Origin of the sequence: Saccharopolyspora hordei, assembly GCF_013410345.1 — a bacterium.
GTDB classification, from domain to species: domain Bacteria; phylum Actinomycetota; class Actinomycetes; order Mycobacteriales; family Pseudonocardiaceae; genus Saccharopolyspora; species Saccharopolyspora hordei.
Genome location: NZ_JACCFJ010000001.1, coordinates 5331700 through 5348437, shown reverse-complemented (window position 1 = coordinate 5348437; position 16738 = coordinate 5331700). Strand labels below are relative to the sequence as shown.

The window sequence follows — 16738 nt, the reverse complement described above, 5'->3', positions numbered from 1 at the left end:
TCGTGGAGGAGATCTCGGTGAAGGAGACGGAGCAGCCCGAGACCGGGACCGTGGTCGAGGTGACGGCCGTGTCGGTGTCGCTGCCGGTGGAACGACGACGGCTGGTGCCGGGGGCGCCGGGGCACGGCTCCCCCGGCGGGCCGCGGGGCGAGACGACCGAGCACGCTCCGACCGACTCCGGGTTGCCGCCGACGGAGCCGACCACCGAGCAGCCGGTCACCGTGGTCTCCGGCCCGGCGGGCGTGGTGGTCCGGCGCGAGGAGACGGTGTCGCGGACCACCGACCCCGGTGTGGAGCCCGTGGAACGGGGCACGCCGGCGGAGACCGTCCACGCGCCGAGGGCGCCCCTGGTGGCCCCGCTGCTCCCGCGCGAGCCGGGCTACGCGGAGGACGTGTCGGTGCCGGCGACCGAGGGCGTCCCGGTCGAGCCCGGCTACGCGGAGGACGTGTCGGTGCCCGCGACCGAGGGCACCAGGACCGAGCCGGTCGTGGCGCAGTCGGTCCGGGCACCGTTCGGCGAGGTGGTGGAGGACCCGGTCTCCGTCCCCCAGGAGCGTCTCCCGAGGACGGTCGCGCTCCCGGTCGTGCAGCCGTCCGGGGAGCAGGTGCTCTCGCCCGAGCAGCGAGCGCGCCACGCGCCGGAGGAGCGCCTGGCCACCCCCCAGGACCAGCAGACCTCGTCGGTGCCGATCACGCAGTCCTACGCGGGCGGCCAGTACCCGCCCGGCACGCAGTACCCGCCGGGGACGCAGTACCCGCCGGGGACGCAGGGGACCGGCGGTGGGTACTCCTTCCCCGGCGTGTCGGGTCCGACCGGCGTGCCGAGCACGAACGGGGACGTCGGGCCCGACCCGAACATCCAGTTCGACGAGGGCCAGTACAACCAGCTCATCGCGGTGATCGCGGAGATCAGGAGCAGTGCCCGCGGGGCGACCTCGCACGGCGGCACCTACCTGGACTCCGAGCTGCAGCTGCAGCCGAACGGCCAGACCTGGGAGCCCGCGACGAAGCTGGTCAAGTGGGGCTCGGCCTTCGGCGGCACGGTCGAGACCGAGAACAAGAACCTGCGGAAGGCGCTGTCCCAGTTCGAGGACGCGCTGGAGAAGGCCAAGGAGGTCTTCAAGGAGACCGACGACCTCGCGGCCTACGACGCCACGAAGTTCACCTCCGAGTACCCCGGGTTCAGCGGCGGCGGCACGTCCGGCTTCCCCGGCACGGTCTGACTGGAGCCAGCGATGACGGATCCCATCGGCGAACCGGAGCCGATCAAGGGCGACGACACCTCCCGCGCGACGTTCGACCAGGTGCTGTTCACCGTCACCGGCGAGGGCACCGACCTCCAGGGCGTCCTCGACGCCGGGGGCGGGGCAGAGCAGGGCTGGTTCACCGAGTCCGGCAGCGCGAAGCCGGGCAGCGAGATGACCGACGACAGCCAGGCGGGCGGCACCGGGTACAGCTACCACGCCTGGGACAAGTGGTACGTCTCGGTGGACATCAACCAGACCGCGCTGGGCAACTGGTCCAAGGCCGTCTCCGAGATGGACGAGCTGACCGATGCGCTGGAGGCCGCCAACCTCGGCCTGATGAACGTCAACCGGCTGCGGGAGGCGAAGGAGTCCGTCGACCACTACGTCGAGTGGCTGGCCACCCAGCGCGACACGCTCCAGCAGTGGGTCACCAAGCTCACCAGTGACGACTCGGCGTTCAAGGGCAAGGCGGCGTACGCGCTCAAGCAGAACGTCTCCAGCCTGCTGGACACCGTCGACAGCCTGCACGAGCAGATCGCCGAGGAGCGCCAGACCTCCGCGGGGCTGCAGAAGGCCGCGGAGGCCGCCGCGAACTTCGGCAAGGGCATGGCGGCCGCGTGGTCGAACTTCAGCGACTACCTGAAGACGGTGGTGCAGGACACCGTGAACGCGGTGCGCACCAACGTGGCCACGTACATGCGGGGCAAGGGCCTCTTCCACGGCACGCCGAACTACGCACTCGACGTCCTCGCGATGCGGGGCCGGGAGAAGGCCGAGGAGTACATCACCAGCGTCGTCAACAGCTACCGCTCCGACGACAACCTCGGGCCCGCTGTCCCCGAGGGCGCGGTCGGGATGCTGCCGGAACACCTGGTGTTCTACATGCCCGACGCGAGCGTGGAGCCCAACGCGGTGCCGTTCACGCCCCACCCGCTCCCCGAGGGCTTCCCGGTGCTGTCCGGTCCGCTGGGCAGCCAGTCGACGTGGAACGACTTCAACGCCAAGATCAGCGACCACGTCCGCAAGCAGATGGAGCCGCTCGACGAGTTCGCGCGCCAGCAGCTCGACGCGCTGCGGGAGGGCTACGAGCAGACGAAGTCCTCGCTCGAGGAGCTGGAGACCCCGACCAGCACGCCCGGTGGCGGCGCCGGCGGGGGCACCACCACCCCACCCCCGTTCGGGAGCATGAACGTCCCGCCGCCGGGGAACGGCGGTGGCGACCTGAACCTGCCACCCGGGAACGGGGGCGGGGACGTGAACCTGCCGCCGCCCGGCAACGGCGGCGGGAACGTGGACCTCCCGTCGGGGAACGGCGGTGGGAACGTCGACCTGCCCGGTGGTGGGGGGAACCTGGACTCGCCGCCCGCGAACGGCGGTGGGAGCGTGAACCTGCCGCCGCCCGTCGGCGGTGGTGCGAACCTGCCGTCCGCCGGTGGCGGCGGACTGGACGTCCCGCCCGCCGCTGGCGGCGGTGAGCTGCCTTCGCTCGGTGCTGGGGGAGGCCAGTCGCCCGGGGGCGGTGGCACACCGGCGCTCGGGGGCCCGGGTGGTTCCTCGACCGGTGGGCCGATCGACATCCCGTCGCCGCCGAGCGGTGGTGGGGTGCCGGTGGTCCCGCCGAACGGGATGGCGGGCCTGCCGGGCACCTCCGGACCGGGTGGCGGCTCCAGCGGGACCCGGCTGCCCCGCCAGGTGACCGGGACCGGCAACGACCCGTTCGACCCGGCGTCGCCGGGCGGCTCGGCGAACGTGCCGGGCGGTGCTTTCGACCCGCCGGGCGGCTCCGCGAACCTGCCTGGTGGGGCTTTCGACCCGCCGGGTGGGACTGCGAACCTGCCTGGTGGGGCCTTCGACCCGCCGGGTGGGACCGCTAACCTCCCGGTGGGGGGCTTCGACCCGCCCGGTGGCTCGTCCGAGCTGCCGGGGGCGGGCTTCGACGTGCCCGGTGGTACGTCGCACGTGTCCGGTGCTGGGGATCCGGCGAACCTGCCGGGTGGGGCTTTCGATCCGCCGGGTGGGACCGCGGACGTGCCTGGTGGGGCTTTCGACCCGCCGGGTGGCACGGCGAATCTGCCTGGTGGGAGCTTCGATCCGCCCGGTGGCACGGGGAACGTGCCGGGCGGGGCTTTCGACCCGCCGGGTGGCACGGCGAATCTGCCTGGTGGGAGCTTCGATCCGCCCGGTGGCACGGGGAACGTGCCGGGCGGGGCTTTCGACCCGCCGGGTGGGACCGCGAATCTGCCTGGTGGGAGCTTCGATCCGCCCGGTGGCACGGCGAACCTGCCTGGTGGGGCCTTCGACCCGCCCGGTGGCACCGCGAACCTCCCCGGTGGCGGGTCGGGGTCGGTCGGCGGCGACTTCTCGAGCCTGCCCGGCGGGGGCTCCGGTGGCTTCGCCGGCGAGGGGTGGTCGGACTGGTCCGGGCAGGACCAGACGACCCAGGAAGGCGGGCCGTCGCCCAGCAGGCCGGTCGCCGACCAGCGCGGCGGGATGCCGATGATGCCGCCCATGGTGCCGCCGATGGCCGGTGGGCAGAACAGCGCGAAGGAGCGCGAGCGGCAGACCTGGCTGTCCGAGGACGAGAAGGTGTGGGGCACCCACGACGTCGGCGGCACCGGCGTCATCGGGCTCCCGAGCGACCTGCCCCAGGAGACCGACGAGCCGCTCGCCCCCACCCACGTCCACGTCAGCTCGTCCGCCGCGCGCCGGACCGAGACCCGGCCGGAGCAGACCACGACGGCACCGGCCGAGCAGAGCGCGACCGGATAGGAGGCCGGGATGTTCTCCTCGATGCACAACGACATGACCGAGGCGCTCCAGGAGCTGCGGGCCAAGCAGGACCAGCTCGCCACCGCCTTCCGCGAGCTCGACGAGGTCACCGCGAGCGCCACCTCCGCCGACCGCACGGTCAAGGCCACTGTGGACGGTCGCGGTCGGCTCACCGACCTGGCCTTCCAGGGCCGGCGCTGGCGGGACATGGCGCCGAAGGAGCTCGGCGCGAAGATCGTGGAGGTGGTCGCCGACGCCCAGCGGCAGGCGGCCGCGGCGGTCGACGAGGTGATGGGCGGGCTCACCCCGGCGGGCGTCGACCTGCAGGAGCTCCGCGAGAACGGGCCCGACGTGGCGGCCGTGATCGACTCCGCGATCGGTGAGGTCGGGCGGTGGTCGCGGTGACCGACCGGCTCCAGGTGGACGTGGCCGCGCTGGCCCGGGGCGGCACCAACCTCGACCAGTGGTCGACGATGGCCCGGCAGCTCGCCGAGCACATGCGTTCGGTCACCGCCGCCTACCGGCACGCGGGCGGCACCGGCGAGATGGGCGAGCAGTTCGACACGAACTACCGGCCGGGCGCGGAGAAGGCCATGGAGTTCCTGTCCCTGCTCGAGGAGGCCGTCGGCGGTTGCTCGGACAGCACCCTCCGGGCGGCGCGGAACTTCAGCGACACCGCCGAGGAAGCCGACGGCGCCGTCCCGAAGGACTAGGCGGCCGGCATGGCGATGGTGGTCAGCCCGGAAGTGGCGAAGCTCTTCCAGGTGCTCACCGGCGAGGAGTGGCCGGACGCCAACGAGGACGAGCTGCGCGCGCTCGCGGGCGAGTGGACAGCGGCGGCGCAGACCCTCGCGCAGCTCGGCCCGGGGCTGCGCAGCGCCGTGCAGGCCATCAGGTCGGACTTCGCCGGCGAGGCGGCCCAGGCCTTCGCCGAGCGGGTGGCGCCGTTCGTCGAGGGCGACGACCTGGTCTCCGCCGCCGCCCAGCTGTTCAACGACCTGGCCCAGACGCTGCTCGACCTCGCCCTCGACGTCGAGTACATGAAGATCGTCACCATCGCTTCGCTGGTCGCGCTGCTGGCCGAGATCGCGTGGGCCACCGCCATGGCGCCGTTCACCGGGGGCGCGACGATGTCGTGGCTGGCCGCCCGGATGGCCGTCGTGCGGTTCCTCATCCAGAACCTGCTCGGCCGGGTGCTGGTGAAGGTGCTCTCCACGGCGGTGTTCAGCATCGCGTTCCAGCTGCTCATCGACGTCGTCGCGCAGACCGCGCAGTTCGCCATGGGCACCCGGGAGGAGTGGAACACCGACCACACCAAGAACGCCGCGGGCGTCGGCGCGATGGGCGCCGCGCTGGCGCTGCCGCTCGGCGGTCTCGGCAAGCTGGCCGGCAAGGGGCTCAACACCGTGCTCAACTCGGTGCTGTCGACGAAGTTCGGCAAGGACTGGGCGAAGCGCGGCACGGAGGTGCTCGAGCACGTCGGCACCGAGGCGTTCCACGAGATGCTCACCGAGGCGGTGTACAAGTACGCCACCGAGGGCGAGTTCGAGCTGAACCCGTACGCGGCGACCGCGGGCGCGTCCTCCGGCATCGGCAGCGCGGGCGGTGCCGCCCTCGGCCACCGGCTCGCGGGCCTCTCGGGAGGCGGCCACGGCGGCGGCACCGGCAGTTCGGGGCCGCAGCCTTCGACGGCGGACCGCGGCCTCAGCGACTCGGGCGTGTCCACTCAGGACACGACGGACGGCATCGGCCAGCAGTCGTCGACCACCACTCCGCAGGACGTGCCCGCGACCCGGCCGGGCACCCCGGTGCCCGGACCGCAGGGCCCCACCGCGGGGCAGGGCGGGCACCAGCCGCCGGCCGCGCAGCCGCTGGGCGGTGAGGCACCGAGCGCGTCGCCCGGCAGCACGGCCTCGACCGCGTCGAGCGGTGACTCGTCCGGTCAGTCCGGGACGTCGGCGCAGGGACCCGGTGGCCGGCAGCAGTCGTCCGCGCAGAGCCAGGCGAGTGGCGAGCAGGACCAGCCGAACGTCGACCAGCGGCCCCCCGACGGTGCCGGCCCCCAGCCCCACACCCCGGTGCCGTCGCGCGACGACGTCAGCCCCCAGCACGGACCTGTGACGCAGGGGACGGGCGGGCAGCAGCCCGCTGCGCCGAGCGGCACCACGCCGCCCTCCTCCGGCCCGGTGGCGGGAGACTCCGGGACTGCGGGGACGGGCACCGCGAACCCGGAGCCGGTGGCCCAGCAGGGTCCGCCGATGGCCGGTGGGCACGACGTCCCGGCAGTCGACCAGCCAGGTGAGACCTCCGGGCAGCAGGCCCCGTCGACCCCACCGGGCGGGCAGCACGACGTACCGGTGGTCGAGTCGCGCACCGACGGCCAGAACCCTCCTGCGGTGCAGGGCCAGCCGCCGGACCCGACGGCGCCCGCCCACGGCACCGGGCAGAGCCCCGAGCAGACCTCGGCACCGCCGACCGGCCACCAGCCGGTCGAGCCGAACCAGGCCGCACCGCAGTCCCCGGACCAGACGGGGCACGGCGGGACGGCGGGCACCAGCGACCCGGGCCCGCAGTCGGTGTCGCGCGAGGACGGACCGGGTCTGAGCGGACGGCCGCACGACGGCGACCCCGCAGGCTCACCGCACCTCCAGCAGGACGCGTACCAGAACAGCACCGACGACGCGGCGACGCAGCAGTCGAACCGGCAGCCGCAGGGCCAGGACAGCACCACCGCGCCACCGTCGCGGTCGGACGACCAGCGAGCGCCGCACCAGCCGGACGTGCCGCAGCCGGACCAGGTGTCGCCACCACCGGCGACCACCACGCACCAGCCCGAGACGGGTTACCAGTCGACGACCGCGCCGCAGGATTCGCCTGTCGTCGGGCAGCAGGACTCGCCCCAGCAGCCGAGCGCCGCTGCGCAGCCGACTGCGCCGCCGACGTCGGGTTCGGCGTCGCAGACGTCGAGCTCTGCGTCCGAGTCGAGCTCCGTGCCGCAGACGGTGGAGCACGGTCACCAGGCGTCGGTCTCGGACCAGCGGACGTCGAATCCCGTCCAGCAGTCGGCGAGTCCCGTCCAGCAGTCGGCGAGTCCCGTCCAGCAGTCGGCGAGTCCCGTCCAGCAGTCGGCGAGTCCCGTCCAGCAGTCGGCGAGTCCCGTCCAGCAGTCGGCGAGTCCCGTCCAGCAGTCGGCGAGTCCCGTCCAGCAGTCGGCGAGTCCCGTCCAGCAGTCGGCGAGTCCCGTCCAGCAGTCGGCGAGTCCCGTCCAGCAGTCGGCGAGTCCCGCACAGCAGGCGGCGAGTCCCGTGCAGCAGAGCGCGAACACGGCGCCGCAGAGCGCGAACCCGGCGCAGCGACCGGGTGGTCCGGTGCAGCTGCCGCCGACCTCCGCCACCACGCGGTCCCGGCCCGCTGCGCAGTCCTCCTCCCACGCGCCGTCGTCCTCCACGACCGCGCCGGCCACCACTCCGCCGCCCCGGACCTCGACCGCGCCGGACGGCTCGACCACACCGCTGAAGACGTCACCGTCGACCGCGGCGCCCGGCATGGCGCGTGACCGGACCACCACCCCGACGGCGGCAGGGGCCGCGGCGAGCCTCGGCCTCACCGAGCGCGCGGTGTCGTCGCGGTCGCCGGAGGACCACGAGATGACGACGCTGCGGAGCAGCGACCCGGCCCCGCACCCGTCCGACCAGGGCACCGCGCGCCAGGACGCCGACGGGCGGACCGCGGACCAGAGCGGCTCGCACGAGGACGGCACCGACCAGAACCACCAGCCGTCGGACCCGTTTTCGCAGGTCGTCGCCGAGGCGGAGCGCGCCGCGGAGGACGCGGCGTCGGCGCGGGACGCGGTCGCGTCGGCGCTCGGTGCGGTCAAGGCGGCCGAGATCAAGGTGCGGCACGACCTCGGGGCGATCGAGCGGTCGACGCGGACGGCGCAGGGCGCGGTGCTCGCCATCGGGCTCGACCCGGCGCAGCAGACCGCGCAGGCGCAGCAGCGCCTCGACGACGCCGTGCAGGCCCGGGACGGGCTCGTGGCCCTGCGCTACGAGCTCCGGGCGGAGCGCGCCGAGGCCGCCGAGCGGCTGGCGGCCGCGCGCGACGCGCTCGCCCGCGCGCAGCGGGGCGGGGCGGGTCCGGACGCGGTCCGGCGGGCGGAGGACGCGGTGTCCAGCGCGCGCGACACCACCGCGTCCCTCGACCGCCGGATCAGCGAGGTCGACCTGGCCCACGCCCAGGCTGTCGCCGACGCCGAGACCGCGCAGCGGGACCTGGACCAGGCCCGCGCCGTCGAGGCGTCCGCCACGGCCGCGCGCGCGGCCCACGACAAGGCCACCTCCGCGCTGCAGCAGGCCATCCGCGCGCTCACCACGACCACCGAGGGCCGCAGCACGGTCGCGGACGCGCTGCGCACCGCCAACGACGCGGCGAGCAGGTCCGACGCGACGCTGGGCGCGCTCCGCGACGCCGCGACCCGGGCCGACGCCGCTCGGTCGGACGCCGACCGCGCCGCCACCCGGGCCGGCACCCACGCCGACGCGCGGGCGCAGGCGGAGGAGCTGCGCGCCGAGGCGGAGAACGCCGAACGCCGGCACCGCGACGCCGTCGCCGAGGCCGAACGGCTCCGCGCCCGGCTCGACGACCTCCGGAACCAGGCGCGCACCGCCGCAGCCGAGGCCGCCGCCGCCCAGCGCTCCGCCGACACCGCGGCCGAACAGGCCCACGACGCCAAGGAGGAGGCCGAGCAGGCCGCCGCGCAGGGCGAGCACGAGCGCGGGCTCACCCAGCTGTCCTTCCCGACCCACGACTCGCAGCTCGAGTTCGAGGTGCTCGGGCCGCGCACCGGGCTGGTCGACGCGCTCACCGGCCTGACCGGGATGGACCGCGCCCGCGTCGAGGAGCAGGTCAGCGCGCTGGGCGACGACGAGCTGCTGGCGGCGATCCGCGACGGCCGGATCCGGGTCGGCGACGTGGACGTCACCGTGCGGCCGGAGCTGCACCGCCCCGCCGACACCCGGACCGCCCCGCCGCACCAGCAGCCGAGCAGCACCAGCAGCGACGCGGCGACCGAGCAGACCGTCCCGCTGGCCGAGGCGACCTCCACCAGCGTCCCGATCCGCATCCCGCTGTCCTTCGTCTCGCCGCTGGACCTCGTGGGCACGGTGGTCCGCCCGATGGTCTACGTCGGCGGCACGGTGAAGACCGCGCACCGGTACGACTCCTCGGTGACCTTCAGCGGCTCGACCTCGACCTCGCGCAGCCACGTGCCCGCCACGATGAGCCTGGAGCTGTCGGTCCCGGGCGGGCCGCGGGCGACCGCCTCGCTCGACGCCGGGCTGCGGCTCCCCGAGATCACCCGGGGCGAGGCGGTGGCGGGAACGCTGCCGGACGGCGACTTCCGCGACGTCAAAGCGCTCCCGGCGACCGTGCCGCAGGCGTTCGAGGACGTCCTCGGCACGTCCCGCGAGGCCGCGGCCGGCCTCGCCGACCACCTGCTCGCCCCGACCACGACCCCGCACACCACCACCGTCGACGGCGGGCCGGTCACCTTCCTGCCGCTCACCGACGCGCAGGTCAGCTACGTCGGCACCACCCGGGTGGACAGCTCGAGCGCGGTGAGCCACACCCGCGGCGCGACCACCACCCGGGGCAGCGACGCCAACGTCGGCCTCGGGCTCTACGGCGGTGGGAAGGCCCACTACGTCGGGGGCTTCCTGGACTTCAGCAGCGGCCTCACCGACGGCGGCGCGCTGAGCACGGACGACTCCGTCACGCAGTCCAGCGGCGAGCACCACCTGGTCTACGAGGTCTCCCGTGACATGCGGGTCGGCACCGGCACGACCGAGCCCGGCGAGGACGCGCCGCAGAGCACCGTCCGCACCCTGGTGCAGGTGCCGGTGTGGCGGGCCCGCGAGCTGGGCCTGCCGCTGCCCCCGCACCTGCAGGGGGAGAGCGCGCGCGAGGCGACCGGCCAGACCTACCTGTTCGGCCGGGACGACATCAAGTTCGTCGACCGCGACAAGGTCACCGAGTTCATCACCAGCCGGGTCCGCGACACCGACAGTGGCCTGAGCGCGAACGGGCGGGCCGCGATCGAGGCGCAGTTCCGCACCCCGGACATCGCCAAGCACACCCTCCACAACGCGATGCACGGCGGCGCGCGGGCGGTGTGGACCGAGGGAGGCCGGACCCACTTCGTCGACGTCCACGCGATCCCGGCGCCCCCGGACAGGACCGAGCCGTCCGGGCAGCAGGACACCACCACGGAGGTCAAGCACACCGAGAAGTTCCAGCGCTCGTACGGCTCGTCGCGCACCGCGCGCATCGGCGCGGGTGGCGCGTTCCTGCCGAAGGGCACCGACAGCCCCGACCCGAACCCGCCGAAGGCCACGCCGGAAGACGGCCTGCCGAACCCCTACCAGGGCGGCCCGACCCAGTCCACCGCCGGTCCGCGCGTGGCCCTGTCCGCGACCTACGACAAGGGTCTCTCCACCAAGTCCGGCTACAGCGGCAAGGACGGCCGGTCCGCCAAGTACAGCGGGGACATGCGCGACTACCGAGGCGCGCTGGACCTCGTCGTCGTGCACGGCTCGACCAAGGACCCGAACTGGGCGCAGCGGTTCTTCCTCGGCGGCAAGCTGTCGCAGAGCGCCGACGCCCGCTACACCGGGCCGTCCCGGACCGACCTCGACCGGGTGCTGGCCGGCGACGGACCGACCGACCAGCACGTCCACCGCGGCCGGGTGGACGACGCGATCCGGGTGGCCACCCCCGCCGACAAGCTGGACTGGGCGAGCAGGCCGCTGCCGCCGAGCGGGACGCGGCCCGGCACCTACCTCGGCGCCCCACCGCCGCTGCCGTCGACCACGGTGCTCGGACCGGAGCACTTCGGCGAGTTCGCCACCGTCGAGCACGTCACGACCAGCCCGAACAGCACCGAGGCCCTCGACCTCGCGCTGGCCAAGCGCATCGAGCCCGTCGGGGGCGGTGCGGTCCGCACCCCGCCGAAGGGCAGCGGGTTCTGGTCGACGTGGGCGCAGAAGACCTTCACCGAGCGGCGCGTCGACGCGGACGGTGTCGAGCACACCACCGAGTACGTCTACAAGAGCTCCGAGCTGACCCGGCCGGGCACCACCTCGGCCGAGGCGGTGCGCGAGTTCCAGGGCCGGGTCGGCAGCCTCGGCACGGCCAGCCAGGGCCTCAGCGGCCTGTCGAACAGCACCGGCGGGATGATGCGCGAGGGCAGGCTCACCGACTTCACCGGCACGCTCCACGGCGAGGCCACCTACCACTCGCCGCGGCTGGTCGACGTCCGCGCGGAGAGCACCCTCAAGCGCAACCAGGCGGGCGACCAGACCACCAGCACCACCAGCTCGTGGGGCGCCGCGGTCGACGCCGAGGTCAACGCCAACGCGATACCGAGGCAGGACGGGCGCACCGGCGCGATGGTCAGCGGGGTCCTCGGCGGCGGGGCCAAGCACGGCCGCAGCCACGCGGCCGAGCTGACCACCGGCGGCACCCAGGACTTCGAGTACACGGGGCCGACCGCGCTGGTCAGCGTGGACGTCCGCTACCGGTACTGGGCCGACATGGCGCTGCGCAACGCCGTCCACACCGGACGGTTCGACCCGGTCGAGGTGACCGTCGACGAGCCGGGCGGCGCGGTGGTGGAGGTGCCGGTCCAGCAGGCCATCGACATGTTCACCGCGCTCGGCCTGGACGTGCCGCCGGAGCTCTCCGCGCTGCGGCCCACGCCGAAGCCGGGGGTCGACGACCCGGCGCACACGCTGGCGCCCGGACCCGGGGAGTACGCCTCCTACAGCGACACCGCGGTGCGCGACGCACGGCTGGCCGGCGACGACCCGATGGCCCCGGTCCGGCAGCGGCTCACCGAGCTCGGCGTCACCGACGCGGCGCAGCAGCGCCAGGTCACCGACCAGGTCGACGCCCTGCTGAACAGCCCGACCGGGCGCCTGTGGCTGCCCGACGTGCTCGCCGGTCAGCAGGGGCTCATCTCGGTGCCGCTGTCCGGTCCGCTGTTCGAGGACGTCGTCGACGTGCGCGTCCGGGAGGTCTTCGACGGGGACCGGGCCACGACGCAGACCGACGCGGTGAACCCGGACAAGGTGACCCGGTCCGCTTACGTGTCCACGTCCGAGCAGCACAAGAGCACCACCGCGTGGTCGGTCAACGCCTCCCTCAACGCCGGGGTGCGCTACGCGGAGACCCCGCCCGTCCCGCCGGGGAGGCCGGGGCCGGACGGCGAGGTCCAGCAGTCGCCGCCGGAACCGGGCGCGGCCGGGGGCGGGTTCACCCCGCAGCTGTTCGGCGGCGCGAAGAGCTCCAAGACCGAGCGCGTCCTGGACGGCAGCGGCGGCACGAAGACGACCACCCGGGTCGACACCGACAAGGTCGGCTCCGGCACTCGGCCGGTCCGCTACGAGCTGGACATCACCCGCCGCCGGGCGCCCATGCCGGCGCTCGACACGACGGCCCTCGGCGTCCCGAAGCACCTGCTGGACCTGGACAAGGGGGTGGGCGCGGCACCGGTCCGCCTGGACGGCGAGGTCGACCTGGTGTCGCCGAGCAGCAAGGCCTCGCCGCCGCTGGCCAAGCCCCCGCGGCCGCCCGAGTTCGAGCTGGTCGACGCACCACCGGACCAGCGGCCCGGGTTCAGCCCGGAGGACGCGGTCCGCGTCGAGGCCATCGGGCAGGACACCGCCAAGGCCGTGCGCGACGCCGTGTACGCCCAGCTGTCGACCCGGATGCCGCCTCCCGGCCAGACCATGACCGGCGAGGAGGTCGCCGCGTCGGCGCAGCGCCCCTCGGAGTTCACCAGGCCCGGCAGCAGCTCCGAGCACGTCGTGCACAGCACGGCCAAGGGCACCTCGCTGCACCACGCGGCGAACGCCCTGTTCACCGGCGGGGGCTACCAGGCGGGCAGCGTCCTCGGCACCAAGCACCCGCTCTACGACTCGCTGTTCGACCTGCAGCTCACCGGGAACCTCCGCCCGCAGGACCTGACGTTCGTCGCGGCGCTGCCCGAGGGCACGTCGATGAGCCTCACCCGCGAGGTCGAGAGCTCCACCCCGGCCGGCACCACCACGACGGTCACCACGGGCCTCTCGGCCGGCGCGTCGGGGTACGGCGCGGACACCCACCAGGCGGCCGGGCCCTCGCCGACCTCGGTGATCGTCGCGCCACCGGCGTCCACCACGGTCAGCGACGAGCGCACGACGTCCGAGAGCTCGAAGGCCGGGGAGACCTCCGGGGTCAAGCACGAGGGCCGGTCCTACCTGTTCCGCGCCGACAGCGCCGAGATCTACTCCCGGGTGCACGTCCACGGGTCGAACTGGACGCACAAGCCGCTCGGCGCGATCAAGAGCGCGTTCCGCGAGCACGGCCACCCGCAGGACAGCACGGTGAAGATCACCTCGCACGACGACGTGCACGTCCGCGTCTGGGAGAGCACCGCGCTCGACAAGGGCCTGCTCACCCTGCACGACGTGTGGCGGCACGCCGGTCGGCTGCCCGCGGACCAGCGGTCCTACGCGGTGAGCGGCGATCCCCGCGGCGCGACGATCCACCCGGCGGGACGGCCCGTCCCGCCCGCCGGGCAGCCCGCGCCCGGCGCCCCGCGCGGCCGGACCCTGCACGTCGCACCGGGGGTGTCGCTGTCGGACGTGACGGCGTTCGTCGGCACGCTCCCGTCGGACATGCGGCCGTCGGCCTACACGGTCGCGCCCGGCCAGGGCTTCACCGCGGCCGACGTCCAGGACGCGGTGGCGGGCCTGCCGGAACCGGGGACGGAGTCGACGACACCGCCCGGCGGGTCGTCCACAGTGGAGACCGAGGCGGCGGGCACGACGGCCGCGGAACCGCCTGCGCCGACGGAGGAGCAGGCCAGGCCGGCCACGGAGGGCTCCAGCGACACAGCGGTGGAGCAGGCCGAACGCGGCACGGAGCGGCCCGGACCGGCGCGGTCCGTGCCGCACACCGACGCGGTCGGGGCGCCGTCGCTGGTCAGTGGGCCCGACCTGGCCGCGGTGGTGCCGCCGGGCACCCGGTTCGCCGACCCGGCGAGCTTCGTCGGCCTGATCAACGACGGCTGGTCGCCGGGCCTCGCGCCGGTGCACGCCGCGCTGGCCTTCCACGAGACCTACCACGGTCGTCCGCAGGTCGCGCACGGCACGGCCGGCGACGCCCGGAGCACCATGGTGGGCGCCTCCCAGGCGGTCGGGGCCGCGCCGGTGGCGGTCGGCCGCGGCGAGGACGGGCTGGCCGAGGTGGTCCGCCGGGTCGAGCGGGCCGGGCACGGTGCCGACGCGCTGGTGTTCAGCTTCGGCACGGACGGCCAGGCGAGCGCGTGGAACGTGGTCAACCACGGCGGCACGGTGTCTCTCGTGGACGCCCACTTCGGCACGGTCGTGCCGGCGAGTCCCGAGTCGTTCCACGGTCTGGGCGAGGTCTTCGCGATCCCGCTGGACGCCGAGGGCCGCTTCGTCCCCGACGAGCACGCCCCGCCGCCCCAGCCGGGCACCGTCAGCTACGAGCAGGCGCGTCTGCTCTACGACCTGATGGCCGTCGACACGTTCGAGCACCCGCAGCACGGCACCGTGACCATGCCGAGCGCGCACCCGGAGGACGGCTGCTACATCCGCGCCCACCTGTGGGCGGCGAAGCTGCGCGCACTGGGCTTCGACGTCCGCAAGGTGTTCATGAGCCGCGGCGGTGACGTGCTGTCCACGCTGTCCCACAACGCCTACGGCGCGACCGCGGACCACCCGCGCCTGGTCACCTGGGGCTACCACGTCGCGCCGGTGCTGAGCGTGGACCTGGGCAACGGGCTCCCGCCGGTGGAGATGGTGTTCGACCCGGCGATGTCCTACGACTTCTCCGGCGCCGTCGACGCGCCCGGTGCGGGACTCTTCCGGGGGTTCGTGCCGGTCCGTGAGTGGGTGCGGGCCGCGGGCATCCACGGGGGCTTCCCGGAGGCCGACCTGTACGAGCCGCGGCCGTGGCACGAGGGCGAGGGGCCGATCGCCCCGGGTGAGGTGCGGATCCGGATCACCGACGCGCACGTGGTCGGGCCGCCGTGGGACGTGCCGGCACCCGGCTCGTTCCAGCAAGCGGACCTGGTGGTGGAGTCCTTCTTGGACACCGCGTACCAGCACAGCGTGGAGGTGGCCCACCGCGCCGAGTTCACGGAGTGGCACGAGTCGCTGCCGCCGCACGCCCGGCAGCGGTTCAACGCGCTGGACGCCCAGTTCGGCGGCGCCGCGCTGCGGGAGTTCCACGACTGGTTCCGCACCATGGGCCCGGCCGACCGCGCGGCGCTCGCCGGTCGGCTCGCCGACCCGGGGAGCAGCACCAGCGACCTGCTGCCGCCGTGGAACAACCGGGTGGCGACGGCGCGGGTCCAGCTGGCCGGGCTCTCCGAGGACGACTCCGCGCAGGCCCGGGCGGTCGCGACGACGCTCGCCGAGACCTACCACGCCGGGTTGCCGCAGGACCTCGGGGACCAGGTGGTCGACGTGCTCGCGCACCACGCCGCCGAGGACGGCTACCCCGCGGCGCAGGCGCTGGCCGCGTCCCTCGCGCTCACCCAGCCCACCGACGCCATCGGCGCGGCACCGCAGGACACGGCCGAGCCCGCCGGCCCGACCGCTGATCCGTCCACTGTGGAAGACCCGCCTCGCGGGCCGCGGAAGCGCTCGCGCGAGGAGTTCGAGTCCGACGAGGGCCCCGCCACCCACTACGAGCCCGCGCACGCGCGGCCGGTGCCGGAGCGGCTGGTGCCGCCCGCGCCGGGGGACACCGACGCGCTGCTCGCCGCGGTGCCGCCGGGGACCCGGTTCGCCGACCCGGCGAGCTTCGCGGGCCTCGTCAACGGCACCCGGTCCGAGCAGGGGCGCGACGTCAACTGCGTCGACGCGGCGCTGGCGTTCCACGAGACCTACCACGGGCGGCCGCGCGTCGCGGGCTCCGCGCCGGACGGCGTCCCCCGCGGCGCGGGCACCGCCGCGGCGGAGGGGCTCGGCTACGCGCCGGAGATGTTCAGCCGCGGCCCGGCGGGGCTCGCCGAGGTGATCGACCGGGTCACCAGGGCCGGGCACGGCGCCGACGCGCTGGTGATCGGGTTCCGGCGCGGCGGCGGGGGACACGCGTGGAACGTGGTCAACCACCACGGCACGGTGTCCATCGTGGACGCCCAAGCGGGCACGGTCCGACCGGCCGGCACCGACGGGTTCGGCTGGCTGGACCGGGTCTACGCGATCCCGGTGGACGCGGAGGGCCGCTACGTCGACGACACGGCGCCGGCACCGCGAGCACCCGCGGACCCCGCCGACGCCTACGCCCGCGCCGAGCACGAGCGGGCGCAGCGGGCCCACGAGGTGCGGCGGGCCGCGGCCGCGGGCGAGGAGATCCCGGTGCCGGGCACCACCGGCCGGCTCGTGCCGAGCCTCGGCGGACTGCGGCTGGTCGGTGCGGCGGTGACCGCGGAGCTCGCGGCCGACCTGGCCTCACTGTCCCAGCGCGACGTGATCGCCCTCGTCGTCGGCGCGGACGCCCAGGACGACGAGCGCGACCGCGAACCGCCCGCGAGCCTGGAGCAGCTGCGGTTCCCACCGCGCGGGCGCCCGGAACCGGTGGACGAGTGAGTGGTCCGGGCGGCCTCGCCGTGAACTCCGCCGGGCGCGGGAGCCGTGTCCCCCGCAGAG

The 16738-nt window shown here is 74.8% G+C and carries 5 protein-coding genes; all 5 read left to right on the top strand.

The annotated features are described in order from the left end of the window. The first annotated feature begins 17 nt into the window (after nucleotides 1-17). The 5 genes from HNR68_RS24390 to HNR68_RS24370 are packed head-to-tail and all read left to right on the top strand — an operon-like array spanning nucleotide 18 to nucleotide 16678. Entirely contained in the window at nucleotides 18-1223 is a 1206-nt protein-coding gene (locus tag HNR68_RS24390) for a hypothetical protein (RefSeq protein ID WP_179724062.1), read from the top strand. A gap of 12 nt (nucleotides 1224-1235) precedes the next feature. After that, a complete protein-coding gene (locus HNR68_RS27305; RefSeq protein ID WP_179724061.1) occupies nucleotides 1236-4016 on the top strand; it encodes a hypothetical protein in 2781 nt (926 codons plus the stop codon). A 9-nt stretch (nucleotides 4017-4025) separates the two neighbouring features. Further along, a complete protein-coding gene (locus HNR68_RS24380) occupies nucleotides 4026-4421 on the top strand; it encodes a YbaB/EbfC family nucleoid-associated protein (protein WP_179724060.1) in 396 nt (131 codons plus the stop codon). After that, a complete protein-coding gene (locus tag HNR68_RS24375; protein ID WP_179724059.1) occupies nucleotides 4418-4729 on the top strand; it encodes a hypothetical protein in 312 nt (103 codons plus the stop codon). The genes HNR68_RS24380 and HNR68_RS24375 overlap by 4 nt, the downstream gene beginning before the upstream one ends. Nucleotides 4730-4738: 9 nt before the next feature. Further along, the gene (locus HNR68_RS24370; protein WP_179724058.1) at nucleotides 4739-16678 is read left to right on the top strand and encodes a WXG100-like domain-containing protein; all 11940 of its coding nucleotides are present in this window, start codon (nucleotides 4739-4741) and stop codon (nucleotides 16676-16678) included. Nucleotides 16679-16738 lie beyond the last annotated feature (60 nt).

Excerpts from the sequence above, each read along its gene's own strand:
- HNR68_RS27305 (WP_179724061.1), top strand. The coding sequence starts at position 1,236 with ATGACGGATCCCATCGGCGAACCGGAGCCGATCAAGGGCGACGACACC.
- HNR68_RS24380 (WP_179724060.1), top strand. The coding sequence starts at position 4,026 with ATGTTCTCCTCGATGCACAACGACATGACCGAGGCGCTCCAGGAGCTG.
- HNR68_RS24370 (WP_179724058.1), top strand. The coding sequence starts at position 4,739 with ATGGCGATGGTGGTCAGCCCGGAAGTGGCGAAGCTCTTCCAGGTGCTC.